This window comes from Chryseobacterium daeguense DSM 19388, assembly GCF_000430825.1.
GTDB classification, from domain to species: Bacteria; Bacteroidota; Bacteroidia; order Flavobacteriales; family Weeksellaceae; genus Chryseobacterium; species Chryseobacterium daeguense.
Map to the genome: position 1 here is coordinate 1 of NZ_AUMT01000025.1, position 17,454 is coordinate 17,454.

15 protein-coding genes and 2 pseudogenes are annotated in these 17,454 nt (G+C 35.5%); 14 read left to right on the plus strand and 3 right to left on the minus strand.

Going from position 1 to position 17,454, the window contains the following annotated elements:
- The 8 genes from H560_RS0119285 to H560_RS0119325 all read left to right on the plus strand — a co-directional run.
- Positions 1-297: IS3 family transposase (locus tag H560_RS0119285; RefSeq protein ID WP_027381494.1), on the plus strand; the 297-nt coding region annotated here is incomplete at its 5' end.
- A 243-nt stretch (positions 298-540) separates the two neighbouring features.
- Entirely contained in the window at positions 541-705 is a 165-nt protein-coding gene (locus tag H560_RS23060) for a hypothetical protein (protein ID WP_155845052.1), read from the plus strand.
- Positions 706-920: 215 nt separating this feature from the next.
- On the plus strand, positions 921-1,526 hold the full coding sequence (locus H560_RS0119295) for a hypothetical protein (RefSeq protein ID WP_027381495.1): 606 nt from the start codon (positions 921-923) through the stop codon (positions 1,524-1,526).
- Positions 1,527-1,607: 81 nt separating this feature from the next.
- The gene (locus H560_RS22605; RefSeq protein WP_155845053.1) at positions 1,608-4,097 is read left to right on the plus strand and encodes a hypothetical protein; all 2,490 of its coding nucleotides are present in this window, start codon (positions 1,608-1,610) and stop codon (positions 4,095-4,097) included.
- A gap of 134 nt (positions 4,098-4,231) precedes the next feature.
- The gene (locus H560_RS0119305; protein ID WP_081414011.1) at positions 4,232-5,032 is read left to right on the plus strand and encodes a T9SS type A sorting domain-containing protein; all 801 of its coding nucleotides are present in this window, start codon (positions 4,232-4,234) and stop codon (positions 5,030-5,032) included.
- Positions 5,033-5,121: 89 nt separating this feature from the next.
- Positions 5,122-5,916, plus strand: a complete 795-nt coding sequence (locus H560_RS22825) for a T9SS type A sorting domain-containing protein (protein ID WP_081414012.1) — start codon at positions 5,122-5,124, stop codon at positions 5,914-5,916.
- A gap of 359 nt (positions 5,917-6,275) precedes the next feature.
- Positions 6,276-8,426 (plus strand): TonB-dependent receptor, encoded by a 2,151-nt coding sequence (locus tag H560_RS0119320; protein WP_034753342.1) that lies wholly within the window; start codon positions 6,276-6,278, stop codon positions 8,424-8,426.
- Between the two features lie 15 nt (positions 8,427-8,441).
- Positions 8,442-12,464, plus strand: a complete 4,023-nt coding sequence (locus tag H560_RS0119325) for a LamG-like jellyroll fold domain-containing protein (protein WP_027381500.1) — start codon at positions 8,442-8,444, stop codon at positions 12,462-12,464.
- Positions 12,465-12,774: 310 nt separating this feature from the next.
- Here H560_RS0119325 and H560_RS0119330 read toward each other — a convergent pair.
- Positions 12,775-13,359: pseudogene (locus tag H560_RS0119330) on the minus strand (YWFCY domain-containing protein); the annotation flags it as partial.
- A gap of 211 nt (positions 13,360-13,570) precedes the next feature.
- Here H560_RS0119330 and H560_RS23490 point away from each other — a divergent pair.
- A complete protein-coding gene (locus tag H560_RS23490; protein ID WP_262486305.1) occupies positions 13,571-13,675 on the plus strand; it encodes a M13-type metalloendopeptidase in 105 nt (34 codons plus the stop codon).
- Positions 13,632-13,862: an RteC domain-containing protein gene (locus H560_RS23715; protein ID WP_081414014.1), complete on the plus strand. Its 231-nt coding sequence runs from the start codon at positions 13,632-13,634 to the stop codon at positions 13,860-13,862. Before H560_RS23490 ends, H560_RS23715 begins: the two co-directional genes overlap by 44 nt.
- Here H560_RS23715 and H560_RS23500 read toward each other — a convergent pair.
- On the minus strand, positions 13,846-14,097 hold the full coding sequence (locus tag H560_RS23500; protein WP_027381503.1) for an aldo/keto reductase: 252 nt from the start codon (positions 14,095-14,097) through the stop codon (positions 13,846-13,848). The genes H560_RS23715 and H560_RS23500 overlap by 17 nt on opposite strands.
- Before the next feature lie 16 nt (positions 14,098-14,113).
- Between H560_RS23500 and H560_RS23505 the strand changes: the two genes are divergently transcribed.
- Together H560_RS23505 and H560_RS23510 are read left to right on the plus strand one after the other, a co-directional pair.
- A complete protein-coding gene (locus H560_RS23505) occupies positions 14,114-14,317 on the plus strand; it encodes a hypothetical protein (RefSeq protein ID WP_228372510.1) in 204 nt (67 codons plus the stop codon).
- Between the two features lie 390 nt (positions 14,318-14,707).
- Positions 14,708-14,905, plus strand: coding sequence for a hypothetical protein (locus H560_RS23510; protein WP_228372511.1), 198 nt, complete (start codon positions 14,708-14,710; stop codon positions 14,903-14,905).
- A gap of 432 nt (positions 14,906-15,337) precedes the next feature.
- Here H560_RS23510 and H560_RS0119355 read toward each other — a convergent pair whose 3' ends face one another.
- A complete protein-coding gene (locus tag H560_RS0119355) occupies positions 15,338-16,018 on the minus strand; it encodes an outer membrane beta-barrel protein (protein WP_027381504.1) in 681 nt (226 codons plus the stop codon).
- A 260-nt stretch (positions 16,019-16,278) separates the two neighbouring features.
- Between H560_RS0119355 and H560_RS22085 the strand changes: the two are divergent.
- Positions 16,279-17,112 (plus strand): annotated as a pseudogene (locus H560_RS22085) (MBL fold metallo-hydrolase); the annotation flags it as partial.
- A gap of 59 nt (positions 17,113-17,171) precedes the next feature.
- Positions 17,172-17,454: transposase (locus tag H560_RS0119365; RefSeq protein WP_027381451.1), on the plus strand; the 283-nt coding region annotated here is incomplete at its 3' end.

A 17,454-nucleotide genomic window follows, 5' to 3' on the forward strand; every position in this document is an offset into this window, starting at 1 on the left:
AGAGGGATACAGTATGCGTGCACAGAATTTACGTCAATAGTCGGGAAAAATATTACCCGAAGTATGAGTGGAAAGGGAAATTGCTATGATAATGCTGTAGCGGAGAGTTTTTTCAAAACTCTGAAAACCGAACTTGTCTATCAAAATAAATATGAAACTAGAGACCACGCCAAAAACTCTGTGTTTGAATATATAGAAACATTTTACAACACCCAGAGAAGGCATTCAGCTTTAGGAAATTTAACCATAAGAGAGTATCAAAATTTAATGTCTAATCAATCTAAAAATGTAGCATAAAGAGTATATAAATTTTGTCTCAAAAATAGTTGCAAGTTCAAACTTCTTCTATAGTGTTTTGTTTTTAGAGGTTTTATTTTGTTTTCTCTTGCTGAAACATTTAATAATAACAAAAATGATATGGTTTTCCTTTGAACAGAAATGGAAGTACAAAAAATTAATGAAACTGTCACAGTTTTGTAGTATTTTTTTTATTTGATCGTTAACAAGTTAGGCAATTTTATAATAAAAGTCTTACATTTTATGAATGTAGTAGTTTTTAATTTTGTACCCGCATTATTTGAGATATCAGCAGTATGCTATCTGCAGAATATTTTAAATACTGCGAATGAAGTAAAATTATTTTATGATTCTACAAGCACAAATGATCAGGTAACTGAGCCATCTCAAAAGTATCCTTTCTCTTGAATTCCTCTCTGACTTCTGTTATTTAGGAAATTCTCAGAGAAGTATTTTATCTTTTGAGATGGCTCAATTTTTATAGACAGGCTGAAGGCGATGATTTGTAGTTATTATTATATAAATCTTGAGCTGATATGGATATAAACAATTAACAGTATACATTAAATTATTTACAATCAAGATAATTTTCAAACATTAATTAAAAATTAAACACTTTTAAAATGAAAAACTATTATGTAATAGCCTTTCTGGCTATTAATTCTCTGGTTTATTCCCAAGTTGGAATAAATACTACCACGCCTCTTGCGACTTTAGATATTGTTGCTAAGGCAGATAGCAAAACACCCGGTTTACTTCCCCCACGTTTAAACGGAGATGATATCAAGACTCATGATAACGACTATGATTCTAATTTGGCGGGTACTATAGTGTATGCTAAAGCACCTGTAAGCAATGTGAGTACAAAAACAACCAATATTACCAGGCCCGGATACTATTATTTTGATGGCAATATCTGGAAAAGTATGACCAACTCCTTTTTAACAGGCAACGCCAAAATAGTAGCCACAGACTATACTGCCTCAGATGATGACTGCCTGATAGAAACCAGAGCGTTACCCTATGTGAAAATTACTTTACCAGCCGCTACAGCTCTCAATAAAGGAAAAATCTATGTTATATATAACTCAAATAATGAGATTGGAGGGGGAAATCAATTAAAAATAGAAACCTCTTCCAGCTCGATAATCGGAACCCAGGAGATTAATATAGGAAAGGGTAAAATGGTAGTGAGTGATGGCAGCCGTTGGATTATCGTAGGATATTAATATTAATCTAGAAACATTTAAAAAGACATGAAAAAAAATAAAAATACAATTTTAACTTTATTATTTCTTACCTCATGTGGTTTGTCAGCACAGATTCAAACCAATGGAAATGTTGGAAATACTATCAATGGAAGCAATGCTTTCCTAGATGTAAGTAAAGCTTTTAGTTCGGCATCAGTTATAGACCCTTCTTTAACAAATAATTTAGGAAAGGGGCTTGTTTTTTCGGATACAGATCTAACCAAATTCGAGTTTATCCTTCCCTCAGATGCAACTACTTTCCCTAAATATTTTGATGGGATGGTTGTTTATAATACCGGTACAGGAAAGACCAAGACAGGAGGTAATAATCTTCCTTCGGTTTCTACTGACGTTAGTCCAGGTTTCTATTATTTCTATAACCCGAATGGAGCTGGAGGAAGTGTCACGACAGGAGTGTGGAAGCCTTTGTCTGATAATGCCTGGAAGTTGCTAGGCAACAGCGGAACTAATCCGGGAACGAATTTCATAGGAACTACCGATGCCATAGACTTTATAGCTAAAACAAACAACCAGGAAAGGCTAAGAGTAACTTCTTCCGGTAATGTAGGTATAGGCACAACCTCACCTGCTGCAAAGCTGGATGTTTTAGGAGGTGTTAATATTACGAGTGCTACAGGAAATAATACCTTGTATATTAATGGAGGTAATACTCCAACCAACCCGCGTTTGTATGTGGAAAAAGGGGCGATAGAGGTACAGTCCAATGAACCTGTGGGAACCAACAGTATTTTTTCAATAAGCCAGGCAAAAGATCAAAAGGTAAGTGTATTAGCCAACGGTAATGTGGGAATTGGGACATCAACACCAAAAAACAGGTTAGACCTTGGACCAACTGCAGGAAGCTCAGCAACAGATGTTAACGCCAAGAAACTCGCTGTGTTCAATAATGCAGCAGGAATAGACTTTTATGGTTTAGGGGTGAGTCCGGGCTTACTACAGTTCCATTCTTCTTCTGCACCTGATGGAGCACCAGGTATGGTTCTTAGTAGTAAAGGAAGTGTGGGAGTTGGGACTACAACACCAAATGTACAGGCCAGTCTGGATTTAAGTGCTCCTGATAAGGCTTTACTTACCAATCGCGTGGCAAATACATCTGTTATTACTTCTCCTGTTGAAGGTATGATTGTTTATGCGAATGATCAACGTTGTTTTAAAGGATATGCAAAAAGTTCATGGAAGGATATTACTCCTTGTGATGACACCACTCCTCAGCAATTTACGTTAAATTGTGGCAATATTATTGCAGGATCAAATACTACATATGGAGTAAGTTCATTTTCCGGTCCAGGTAGTTTTCAGCTGTCATATACAGGAGGAAATACAAATATTACCGCTCCACAATTTATACCTTCCGCTTCAGGTCTTATTGCACAATTGAATCCTGGAAATACAATTTCTAACGGATCTGGAACTTTAAATTATACAATTACGGGAACACCTTCAGCATCAGGAACAGCTACTTTTAATATTAATATTGGAGATAAAACATGTTCATATAATATAAATGTGACGAAAAACACACCTTCTGGGCCATCTATTACCTCTCTGTTATGTGGTAGTGGATATTTAAATGGGAACATTTTAGAAGGGCAGCCGGTTAATTTAACCTACGCTTTACCTTACACAGGTGGTAATGGGGTATTTTATAATTCTCAATCACCTGTATCGTCACAAGGAGTTCAAGGTTTAACGGCAACTCTTCAGTCGGGTACGTTACTTAATGGAACAGGAAATTTATTCTTTACCATTACGGGAACCCCTTCACAATCAGGTACTGCAAGTTTTCCGGTTAGTTTTGCAGGAAAAAACTGCACATTTAGTGTAAATGTAGCCTCTTCTCAACCTAAGGTTACCCAGTTTCTTTGCGGAAATGTAGCTACCTCTGGTACTTTCACTTCTGGAACATTTAGTAGTGGTGGTTTTACCATACCATATCAAGGGGGAAATGGCATAGGTTATGATCCTCAAGAATTTTATTCTTATGGAGTGCAGGGTCTTACAGCCAAATTAAGTTCTGGAAGCTTGGCAAATGGATCAGGTAATTTAACTTTTACAGTTTCAGGAACACCATCATCATCGGGTACAGCTAATTTTACGATAAACATTTTCGGGCAGTCATGTACTGTTTCTATACAAGTAAATGCTCCAAAACCGCTACTACCAACATTAAAGTGTGGAGAAGCATATTACCTCCCGGTTCCAGGAGGATATCCAACACCAATAGCGCCTCCTAATGGCCTCATGGGTACTTATAATGGAGGAACATATTCTTTCGCTATTAAGATACCATATAGTGGAGGTAATGGACAGCCATATAGCGCACAATATGTTTCTTCTTCTCCTCTTCCAGGACAGTTGGGCGGTATTAGTTTGATCTTACAACAAGGAATTTTTGCTAATGGAAATGGAACCCTGGATTTATCTATAAGCGGAACTATTCCTGCTCATAATAACAATTTGTATTCATCTTGGGAGTTAAATATTGGAGGAGCAACTTGCACTCTTTCTACAACATTTAATGGGAAATAGTGGTTCTACAAACATAAATAATTAAGTAAATATTGCTGGTAAACCCAGCAATATTTTTAATAATAAACCGGGTAATATTTTGTCCTTTATAAACAAAAAATCAAAAAAAAACAATATTAAAAATCTTAAAAAAAATGAGAAAATTTATTTTTTCGGCTATTTGTACGTTATCATTGAGTACTTTTTTTCAGGCGCAGACATGCGCAGGAGTGGCAAATATACCTGTTAATGGTGTAACAACGGTCAATGGGATACAGGTAACGACATCTTCTTCAGGGTGTACTTTTGAAAATGTGGTTAATTTTAATGACTGTATTAATCAAAGTAATATTAATATTCTAGATGTCATACGTGTAGGTGCAAACGGACAAGGGACTTTTACCCTGAACTTTGATCAACCTGTTAATGACATCGGATTTTTTATCTATGCTTCACCAAATGAAAGCATTTCTTTAACTTCTAATAGTGGAGCTATATCACTTTTGCCATTTTTTTCCTGCCAATTAACAGTATCATCTAATTCAATTTCTTTTGGGCCTCCATCACCTTTTGGCTACTCGGGGAATGGGTGTTTTACAGCACATGCTGCAAGCCCCTATACTCAATTAACATTTACAGATCCGGGTGCCGGAGGAGGATCATTATTACAATTTTGTGAATCAAGCATTGTTTTAGGAACAGATGATGTAAATGTGAAAGCCAAAGATAATCTGGTAAGCATTTATCCAAATCCCGCAAAGGATCATTTTACTATTTCTACTAAAGAAAATTTAAGATCATACAAGATCTACGATCAATCAGGAAGAGAGATAATGGGATCATCATTAAAAGGGACAGAACAGGAAGTAAATATTTCTTCCCTTACAACAGGAACTTACACAGTATCTGTAGAAACAGAACATCAAAAAGTTAATAAAAAAATAATAAAGAACTAAGATTACATTTATTATCATGTCCCTCTTTATCATTAAGGGGGACACTATGTAAGATAAGTCTTGATTAAACAATATTAAATCATTAAAAAATGAGAAAATTTATTTTTTCGGTTGTTTGTGTATTATCATTGAGTACTTTTTTTGAGGCGCAGACATGCACATTTGCAAATATACCTGCTAATGGAATAACAACGGTCAATGGGATACAGGTCACGACATCTTCTTCGGGGTGTACTTTTGAAAGTTCGGTCAATATATATGACTGTACTGGAACTGGTGTTGACCTTTTAGATGTCATTCATATAGGTGCAAACGGACCATGGTCTTTAACCGTGAACTTTGATCAACCTGTTAATGACATTGTATTCTATACCTATCTTTCACCAAATGAAAATATTTCTTTCACGCCTAATAATGGAACTATATCACTTTTGCCAACTTTTTTTTGCCCAGAAGTAATGTTCTCCTCTAATTCAATTTCTTATATGCCTATTTTTCCTTTTGGCAAAGGTATTGGATTTTTTACAGCACATGCTGCAAGCCCCTATACTCAATTAACAGTCACAGGTCTGGGTGCCGGAGGAGGATCATTTTTATATTTTTGTGAGTCAAGCATTGTTCTAGGAACAGATGATGTAAATGTGAAAGCCAAAGATAATCTGGTAAACATTTATCCAAATCCCGCAAAGGATCATTTTACTATTTCCACTAAAGAAAATTTAAGATCATACAAGATATACGATCAATCAGGAAGAGAGATAATGGGATCATCATTAAAAGGGACTGAACAGGATGTAAATATTTCTTCCCTTACAACAGGAACTTACACAGTATCTGTAGAAACAGAACATCAAAAAGTTAATAAAAAAATAGTTAAGAACTAAGATTACATTTATTATCATGTCCCTCTTTTATCATTAAGGGTGACATTATAATTAACATATTGCGGTAGAGAAAGTCTGACAAATAATAAACTAAATAATAACAAGTCAGTTCATTATTTAAATCAAACAATTCTGTTTCTAAAGTTTCTTTAGGATACGCAGTTTTTCCAAATGTTTTCTCAATACTTGGAATGAATGATATTCAATATGAAGGTATCCGGTTTTTTAGGAAAATTTAACAAAGAATATCAAATTCTAATCAATTAAGAATGTATATAAATTTTATTTCAAAACAATTACAACTTTAAAAATCTGATGTTTATAAATATGAAGACATATATTTTTATAAAACCTTTAATATGAAAAAAAAGCTATTACCTATAATAGTTTTGGCTTCTTGTACTTTGCAATCACAAATAATAAAACTTGACACAATTACAATTTCGGGACGAAAGAAATCAGAAAATGAGAAAGCAGAGACTATAAGACATGCTCAAAGCGTAGAGGTGCTTGGTGAAAAAGAATTGAATAGAAATAATTCAAATTTTATTGAACAAAGCCTAGGAACCTTAGCCGGGGTTCAGGTTGATAAAAGGACTCAGTTAGGAGGACAAAGGATTGTTATCAGAGGTTATGGCAATGACCAAAAATTCAATAACTGGGGCATCAAAAGTTATCTTAATTCTACACCCATAACAAATGCAGATGGCGTAACAATTTTAGAAGACATTGATTTTTCATTAATAAACCAAGCTGAGGTTATTAAAGGTCCCGCCGCTACTTTATATGGTGGAGGAATAGGTGGGGTAGCAAGATTCTATATAAGGCCACCCCAGAAAAAAGGATTGCAGTTCTCACAAAAACTTATTGCAGGATCATTCAACCTTTTGCAATCTGCAACCAGAGTAGATGCGGTTACAGATACTTCTTCCCTCATGTTTAACTATGGACATATCCAAAGTGATGGCTACAGGCCTAGAGGCAGCAGCTTAAAGAATAGTTATTCATTTTTGGGAACTTTTAAAATTAATCCCAACCAGAAGCTTATGATCTATGCTAATCATACTAATTCTAAGGAAGGGGTTACAGGGCAAATTTCTTACGAGGATTATTACGCGGGCTACGACCCCGGAAATTTGGCATATGCTAATAAGAATGCCCGGAATAATTTTGATGTAAGCAGGGCCACAGTAAGTCATTTATGGAATATTACGCAAAACGCAAGCAATTCTGCTTCCATTTTTTATTCACAGGTGGATTCTAAAAGAATTTCTGCGGGCGCAGCGGAAAACAATCAAAGCCCGAATTATGGCTTTAGAAACACTTTCAACATTACTAATAAATTAAGCGAAAAGATTAGTAACAATATTGAAGCAGGAGCAGAATATTTAATTTCCCGGGCATTGATTTCCAATTATCGGTTTACAGGCAATGGCCTTGAAACACAGCCTATTGGTAATGGATCGTATTTTAGATATAAAAATAACCAGTTTTCATTCTTTTTGGTTGATAGACTGACTTATAAACCTTTTGCTATAAGTCTTCTTGCAGGGTTTAGTGGGAACAGAACCGAGTATAATAGAGAAGACCTTCTAGCTTATCCAGGCCTAGTAGCCGGATATAACAAGGATTTATCATTTAATAAAAGTTTTTCAACAGTTTATAAGCCCCATATTGCATTACAAAAAATATATAAAAATCAAATATTTACCCTAAGCTATAGTGAGGGATATAATTCCCCTACCGCAGCAACGGCCTTCATTACTGCTATTAATAAAACCAATGACGAATTAAAGCCTGAAAGTGCTGGCATGTGGGATTTTTCTTCACAAGGTCTTTTATTTAATACAAATTTTGATTACAAGGTATCGCTTTTTGAGATAAGCATAAAGGATAAGCTGACTCAACTATCCGGTAGAGATCCTATAACAGGAACATCTTACACATACTGGTCTAATACAGGAAATCAAAAAAACAAAGGACTTGAGGCAAGTTTAGGCTATAAATATAGTGCAGATCATTTTTTCATTAATGAAATAGAACCTTATTTCAATATCTCTTATTATGATTTTAAATATGGAGATTTTACCACTAAACTAAATAATTTGGAGAAGAATTATAATAATAATCAAGTGGTGGGAGTACCAAAAATAAAGACGTCAGTAGGGGTAGACTTTAACACGAAACTTGGAGTTTACTTCATCAACACTCTTAACTATCTTGGAGATGTATATACTGACTTTGAAAATACCAATAAAGTGAGGGGCTATTATCAATATAATGCAAAATTGGGATATAAGCACAATTTTGGAAATTGGGATGTAGATGGATACATTGCTGGAAATAATCTCACCAATCAAATTAATTATACCTTTTTGTTTTTGGGGAATAATGTAAATGATGGTGATGCTAATTCTAATTATCCTCCTGGTGTTGCCACAGATGTCAATCCTGGACCTAGCAAAGCTTATTTTTTTACTGGGATATCCATAGGTTATCATTTTAATTAATTTATATTTTAACAAATGAAAAAGAAATTATTGTTTCTGACAATATTTATGTCAGTATTTTACTACACTCAGAACCTTCATTCTAAAGTGAAAGAGCAAGAGGAAGACGAAGATTTTGAGTATGAAATGACACACAAGTCTTTGCCATGGTTTTCAGAGATGAAAGATGGAGGTGATTATTTTAAAATAAGATCGGAATTTGATCAATATTTTGGAAACCATACATGGGAAAAGAGCAAAACAAGGAGCTTAGGTGAAGACTGGCTTAAGAAAAAACTGTTTTACTTAGATAGAAATGGAAAAGTTGTTGCTGAGCCTTTACTCTTAAACCGGTCAAAAACCAAAAATATCCAAAGTTTAAATACCCAGACACAGGTTGGAAGCTGGACGATGATCGGGCCTGTCAATAGTGCAGAAACACCTTATAGCGGAGGAGGTAATCATGGAGGCTATGTATATCTTAACAGGATTGATCCTACCAATCCTCAAAGGATGTTTGTATCATTTATTAACGGAGGATTATGGCGCACTATAGATGGGGGAGCGAGCTGGAGCCTGGTTGATAACGGTTTTGCTGATTCTAAATATAATGATATTGATATATGCCTTGCAAATCCGCAGGTTGTCTATGCATTAAGTGACTATCAGCTTCTGAAATCTACTGATGGAGGATTAAATTGGCAGTCAACAACGATGACGAAAGATAATTTTCCCGGAAAAGCTTATGACATAGCTGTTTCGCCCGTAAATGCAGATATTGTAGTCGTTCGTTGGGGAGACTCATTGTATCGTACCACCGATGGAGGAAGCTCTTGGAATGTAGTATATACCGGTCTTCCTGGTTACCAAATATGGGACTCGTCGTTACATAGCGAATGTCTGGAATGGGATCCCAATGATAGTAGTTCGGTTTACTTTGCAAGTACATCCAATGATAATGTTTTTACTGTTTTTAAATCTACAGATCAAGGAGCAAGTTTTTCTCAACTGAACTCGACGACTTTAGATGCTTCTGCGAACGGTCAGACCATTGGGTGGACAAAAGTATTTCTTCCTACTAATAATGCAAACTCATTTTATGTAGCTGTAGGTACAGGCACTGACGCTTACGCCCATAAAGCAGTTCAGATGTATAAATTTAATAAGCAGACAGGAACATTAGAGCTTTCAAGGATTAATATGGTTTCCGGAATAGGAGATCCCTATTCTCATGACCCTGTTTTGCACCATGGAGATATCCAAATGGATCGCACAAATGAGAATGTAATTATATATGGCAGCTACGGAAATAAAAGAATACATTTTTCTACCGATAATGGCGCATCTTTTGTTCTTGCTGCGGCAAATTGTCATTCCGATCTTAGAACGATTGACCTGATAAATAATAAGCTAATATTAGGGAGTGATGGAGAGGCTGTATTTTCCACCGATCTAGGTGATACTTTTACAACTTTGACGAACAGTATTAGTAATCATGAACTATGGGGATTTGGAAGTGCATTTAAAACGGGCCTGGTAGCTTCTGGAAATAATCACGGGCCTGTCATGATAAAAGAAACCTATAATGGTTTTGATTGGTACAATGGTACCGGAGCAGACCAAGGTAATACTGATGTAAATCCGTTAGATGATAGATATCTTTATAGTAACGGTTATAGTAATTATAGATATTTTAGAACGGGTCCCCAGGCACTTATTGAAGAGCAAAATTATTTAGATAATGGTGGAATATATAGTTATTTTAATCAAATGGAGTTTCATCCTAATAAATATTATACATTAATCACTCATCACGCAGGGCAATATCCACATGGTAATCCTAATTTGAGTACCTGGAAAAATTCTTTGATCAAAACAGAAGATAATGGTGCAAGTATTAGTATTGTGAAAACATTTGCAAATCAAGTTTTTAGAGAGAAAATATCTGTTAAAAATCCAGATGTGATGTGTGTGGTAGAAGGCTTATCAGATAATAAGCTCTGGAAAACAACAGATGGCGGAGTTTCCTGGGCGAATATTACTCCCAGTACAGTTGCAACTTCTGGGCAAACCAATATTTCTGATATAGCTATTGGAGATGAAAATCCTAACGAAATTTGGGTAACGTATAGCGGAGTACAATCTGTGTGTAAGGTTTTAAAGTCGAATGATGGCGGTGCTACCTGGACAAATATTACGTCTAATATGTTAACTTCTTCTCCTATTACAAAAATTATTTTTCAAAGAGGTTCAAATGGTGGGGTATACGTAGGTAATAAAGCAGGAGTATTTTATAGAAATAACAGTATGAATAATTGGGTTATGTTGGGCAATGGCCTGCCAATGTGTGATATCCGATTTATGCATATAAATTATAATGAAAATAAATTAAAAATAGGAACTTCGAGAGGAGCGTTTGAGCATGAATTGTACGAGATCAGCCCTCCTAATGCCCAGATTTCTGTTGATAAAAACAAGTTCATGTGCACTTTCGAAAAGCTTCACTTTAAAGATTATTCCGTAGTCCGTAATGCAAGTGCGACATGGCAATGGAGCTTTCCCGGAGGAACGCCATCTTCATCCAATTTGGAAAACCCGGAGGTATCATACGAAAATGCCGCTAATGGATTCTATCCTGTTACATTAACAGTTACCGATCAATATGGTACCAGCACGCAGACCCTGGCAAATTTTATAGAAGTAAATAATCAATGTGGATCTAGCCAGCCGGATAAAGTGCCTGGTAAAAGTATAAGCATAACAGGGGAGAATACTTTCATTAAGATGAAGGACCTTAACATTCATAAAAACTCATTTACTTTCTCTTGTTGGGTTAAACTTGGCAATAATACTAATAGTAATGATCCTATAAAGACTCTTTTTGATATTCCAGGGACAGATTTAAGATTAGCTTTGTTAAAGAATGGGAATTCTTATTTTATTTTTCCTACAACAGGAGGTTTAATATCGACAGTTTTTGGTGGCGAATGGATACATATTGCTTTAGTAAGTAGTAATGCTAATGTCAAAATGTATTTGAATGGTAAAGAAACTACTTTTAGCCCATCCTCCTCTGAAATTTTTAATTCTTTATTAGTATCGAAAAATCTCATATCGGAAATAGATGAGGTAGCAGTGTGGGATAGGCCATTATCAATTGACGAGGTGAGAAAATGGAGGCATCTTACAAAAAGTATTGCCGGGGATCCTATTTTAAATGGATTGGTATATTACCTGCAATTCAATGAAATAGGAGGCAGTATTGTAACGAACAAGAATAATTCAAATACCTATGCTACAATTGAGGGGCCTAACTGGACAAGACAAGAATCCAATGCTCCTGTTTTTGAAGGGGTAAGTGAAAAAATTAATGTAAACTCTCCCGGATTAAAAGACTTTACGACTGCAGGGGTTTCTATGGAGTTTTCTCCCGGAACATATCCGGATGGGGACGTCTGGGTTTCAAGAGGAACAATAAATCCGGATACACTGCCAGATAACAATATTAATTTTGGATTTTACACAATTGTTAATAATTATGGGCTTAATAAGAACTTTACACCGCTTACATCATTATCATTTTATAAAAATGCTGATTTTAGCAATTATTTAACAGCCTCTACTTATAAATTGTTTAAAAGAGAAAGCAATGGCTTTGGAAACACTTGGGGTAACAGTATTGACAATGCTGATAACGTTTCAGGAAGTGGCCTTAATACAAAAGTTATGTTTAGTAATGGTCTAAATGTTGATTCTTTCAGCCAGTTTGTATTGTCCCAAAACTCATCACTTTCTGTTGCTGATAATGATAAGATAAAAGATGAACACCGTATAATTGTTCCGAACCCTGTACCACAGGGAACACCTTTATCAATGAAGGTACCTCAAAAGTGGATTCATTCGAATGTCATTATATATGATATGTCAGGAAAAATAGTAGCGGAAAAATCAAATTTAAGTTCTGAAGAAAAAATACTATTAAATATTCCTAAGGGAGTATATACAGCATTTTTTATCAGCCAGACAAATAAATATCAGGAAAAGTTCATAATCAAATAACAGCAAACCATCTTGAATTAAGTATGTTATTAATCATTAGAAAACGGCCAATCTTAAATTAGCCTGCACCCAAAAGTTTAGACAAAATTGAATAATCTTTTGATAAGAAAGAGCTCTGTATTGTACAGGGCTCTTTCCTTTTAATTAATCCTGATTCTATCATTATTATAGTAATGAATGTATTGTTGAACAGGCGGGAACTTATAGCGAAGTAAAAATTACTTAGAGGCTTACAAATTTGATATTGTTATTTTAGATATCGAAATGCCCGGAACCCGATATACCGAAATGATCCTTGAAATCAAATCTTTACAACGTTGATCCAGCCGTCATTCCATTTGCCCCGATAATAAAACTTCGTAGGAAGATTGACTGAATATTCATTATAAAGAAGTTTTGTTTCCTGCTGAAAGCTTTCGTTTTCACTGTTAAAGACATCATTCATCAGATTGTTCTTGAGTATACGGCTTATCCAGACACCCGCCAATAGTAACAACAGGTAACCCAGGCCTGTTGACAAAATATAAAGAAAATATGCGTTTTCAAAAGAAAGCTCTAAGATCGGCTCATTAAAAAAAAAGAGTATGAAGCCTAATGAGGCTGCAATACTGATCCTCTGCCATATGATCTTTTCGTTCTTTGTTCCTCTGGTTCCAAGGCAACTCAGGCCTAAGAATAGCACAATGAACAGCTTAGTATTTATTGTATGTATAAATAAACCTGAAGTTTTGTTGAACTTCAACAGTATGTTGTTAATAAGTTCCAGTGTCCAGGAACGCTGTTCAAAAAATCCGTAGCAAAACCAATACAGATGCATCAGCACAAGGATAATGCTTACAGCTCTCATAAAGGCCATTATTTTAGCTAACCCTCTTAAATCGTCTTCGCCCTGCATTTTAGAGTTTTTATGATTGTAATTTATCAATAGTTCGGTATAATCATAATTTTATGTTGCTTTTCGCCATATATGGCTTTGTTTGTCAATTTTATGTCTCAGTACAATTTATAGTATTGATATCAGAAGTTTTTGCATCTAAGAAAAAGAGTTATAATTTAAATAGAAACTAGACCAGTATGATTCTTTTTCACCCTTAGATGGAATCCATATAAATGGAAAACAGACACTCGGAGAAAATATCGGAGACCTTACGGGAGCAGAAGTTGCTTATGAAGCCTATCAACTTTACGGTATTGATCATCCGGGTAACTAGTGTTACTTTTTGGCTTTTGCGCACCGACCTCGACCATGAATTTTTTGAACTGGGAAAGATTAAGTTTAATTCAGGACTCAGTAGCTATGTTTTTGAAATTGACTATCACTTTTCTACATACTATAATTATAAGGTGGCACGGATCATCGCTTATCCGTCTACCAAAATACTTAAAAGGTCAATTTAGTCAGCCATTCTGCGGTTTCCGGATCGCGATGGTCAAAGAAAATGCTTTTTCCGGTGTCCAGTGTCGCGATCGCATCCAAATCTTCCTGGCGCAATTCGAAATCCCAGATATTGAAGTTTTCGATCAGGCGTTCCTCACGCACCGATTTCGGGATCACACCAATGCCTTGCTGTATGAGCCAGCGCAGGGTAACCTGCGCGACCGATTTACCGTACTTCTGGCCAATATGGGTCAATATCTCATTGCTGAAAATGTCATTTTTTCCCTCAGCAAAAGATGCCCAGGATTGCGTAGCGATATTATTTTTCTTTAACAGTTCATGCTCAGCAGCTCTTTTGATAGAAAGGATTGATCTCGATCAGGTTCAGCGCCGGGACAACCTCATTATGTGCAATAAAGTCTACAACGCTGTCAGAGAAAAAGTTGCTGATCCCAATAGCCCTGAAAATGCCTAGAAGTATTGGCGTACTGCTAGGCGAAATCAATAAATTTTAAATCACGCTTAAAACTTATCAACATGACAAATTTACGAAATTGTCTTGATACTGCTAGTATTTATGTATCAACGTACGCTAAGTACAACAATTCAAGCCTTTACGGCAAATGGTTAATCTCGGAGATTATTCGGATTATGACGAGCTACTGGAAGCAATGCGACAACTACATAAGATGAACATGATTGTGAGTTCATGTATCAAGATTTTGAGGGGTAAGAACTGTTTGAAAAACTCGGATTGATTAGTGAGTGTCATCTATCGCCTGAGATTTACGAAATAGTACAACAGATAGATGATTCTGGACATGATATAGAAGTTTACGAAGCATGTTTAGATTGTTTAGGAAAAATGGATTTTCAAAGCTTGTATGAATATGTAAACAATTTTTATTACGGTGAATTTAATTCGGATGAAGATTTTGTCCAATGCTTGTATGAAGATGATGCGTTTAATATTCCTAATTGGGTTGTGATCGATTGGGAAGCAACCGCAAGCAGCATAATGTTTGATTATTTTGAAAGTAACGGGCATTATTTTAAATCTTAGATTCCATTAGATTAAGATAGATTCAAAATGATTAAAAAAATGAAGTCGGGAAGAAAGTTGGGAGTGATAAAAATAAAAGCACTGAAAATCAATTGATTAACAGTGCTTTTTGTACCCATAACCGAAGAAATATCAAAACATTTGGTGGAAGATTTGGAAAGAATTTTAGAAATTAATAATCCTCTCATGTAACGTTTACGCACGTCTACACAAACACTTTTATCGATAATTTAATTCGTTTAAGCCAAATTAAATAAGAACTGGCTATTCAAAACCTAGCATTAAGTTTCTTGTAGTTGCAAAGTTTTTTTACCAATTGGTGTTTAATATATGTAATCCTTCATAAATTGGGGATTAAGCTTACATCAAATAACTGCTCTATGAAAAAGCCATATTTTATTATAATCGAAAATATTTGTAAGTTTTTTATAGCTAGAATAAAAATTTGAATCCAAACGATAATGGAGCAATGGCAGTCCCCGATGGACCAAATATGGCGGCATTGTATTGAGGTGTAACTGTAGCAACATGCGCCAATGCAAAATCTGTGGTTTTAATATCCTTTGTTGTACCGGGATAATTTTTAATTGTGGTGAAGGATAGATTTGCCAGGTTGTAGGAAAATTCTACGGTGAAGTGTTTTGTCATTACATAATCCAGACCTCCGGACAGAGCCAGCCCGAATTGGCTGATCTTGATATCACTGTCAGCTACAGATTCTCCATTAGCGGTAACTTTTGTCTTTCCAGTAATCATGGGAACTGCTAGCTGCCCAAAAAAGAATAAGCCTCCATGAATATTCCAGTATTTCCTTGCTAGTGGCTCTATAACAAGCAGGTTGGTTTTCAGGGTTACATCAGATCCGAGCTGATTTTCTGATTTAACTCCGATATTTCCTACAGCGACTCCAAGAGCTGTGGATGGAGCGATGAAATATCCAACGACAGGTAAAATTGTTGTACTGGATGATTTTCCGTTTTCAGTCCCATCTTTTGTACTTTGATATCCCATCTGGGCAGTTGCAAACCAAGTACCTTTTAATCCTGGGTTTTTTTCCTGTGCACTGAATAATCCTGCAATAGCAAGTGCACTCATCAATACGATTTTTTTCATGATATAAACATTTAGAGATACTCAAATTTCCAAATGTTTTAGAAATCATCAATCATGATTATTGGTGATAATTGTCATTATGATATTTATCATTAATTCAATAAAATATTAAAATATTAGTGATAATTTTATAAAAACAAAAAAATATAGTTATTTAATTAAAATAAATAGGATTTTATTTTGATATTATGTATTGTCTGGTGCAGGTGTACTAGACGAGATGAAAAATTGCTTTTTTGAAACATTAAATATCTGAAAGAATGAAAGTAGAACAAATTTATACAAGTTGTCTGGCTCATGGGGCCTATTATATCACTTCGAAAGGAGAGGCTGCTATTATTGATCCGTTGCGTGAAACAGTTCCCTATCTGGAAAGATTGAAAAATGACGGAGTAAAGCTCAAATATATTTTTGAAACGCATTTTCATGCTGATTTTGTAAGCGGACATCTGGATCTGGCTAATGAAACTTCAGCATCTATCGTGTATGGGCCAACTGCTAGACCCGATTTTGCAGCCCACGTGGCAGAAGATAATGAGATTTTTAAATTAGGGGATGTCACCATAAAAGTGATTCATACGCCCGGACATACTATGGAAAGCTCATGTTTTCTGCTCATTGATGAAGAAGGTAAGGAAACCGCTTTATTCAGTGGTGATACCCTGTTTCTGGGAGATGTTGGAAGACCCGATTTGGCTCAGAAAGCAGCCCATATGACTAAGGAAGAATTGGCTGGAGTTCTCTATAAAAGTATATATCATAAAATTTTACCACTTGCAGATGAAATTATTGTTTATCCCGGTCATGGAGAGGGCTCGCTATGTGGGAAAAAAATGATGAAAGAAACTTCGGATACTTTGGGTAACCAGAAAAAGGTAAATTATGCCCTCAATCAGCTAAACGAGGAATCATTTATTTCGGCAGTACTTGATGGTCTTTCTCCTCCGCCAGGCTATTTTGAAATGAATGCGGTTATGAATCGAGCGGGGTATGAAAGTTTTGAGAATGTTTTTAGCCGCGGAATGTCACCCCTTTCGGCAGAGGAATTTGAAGCTAAGGCGAATAATGAAAATGTAATCATTCTGGATACAAGGGATGGTGGAGTTGCTAACTTTGTTAGGACACAATTCTTATACTCTTTATCTTTAAGAGTATGAAAAAGATCAGAAAAAATTACAGTCTAGAGTTTAAGATCCAAGCAGTATCTTTAAGTGAGCAGCGAGGCAATGTATCCTCGGTAGCTGAAGAATTTGGGATCTGTAAAGAAAGTCTCGTTAATTGGCGAAAACTTCACAAAGAAGGTAAACTTAGCAAGGAAAAACAAATATCCTCTGATCCAATAAGGGAAGAGTTATTGAGACTTCGCAAAGAACTGGAAGAAACAAAGCTTGAACGTGATATCTTAAAAAAGGCGGTAGGCATCTTCTCCAAGAGAG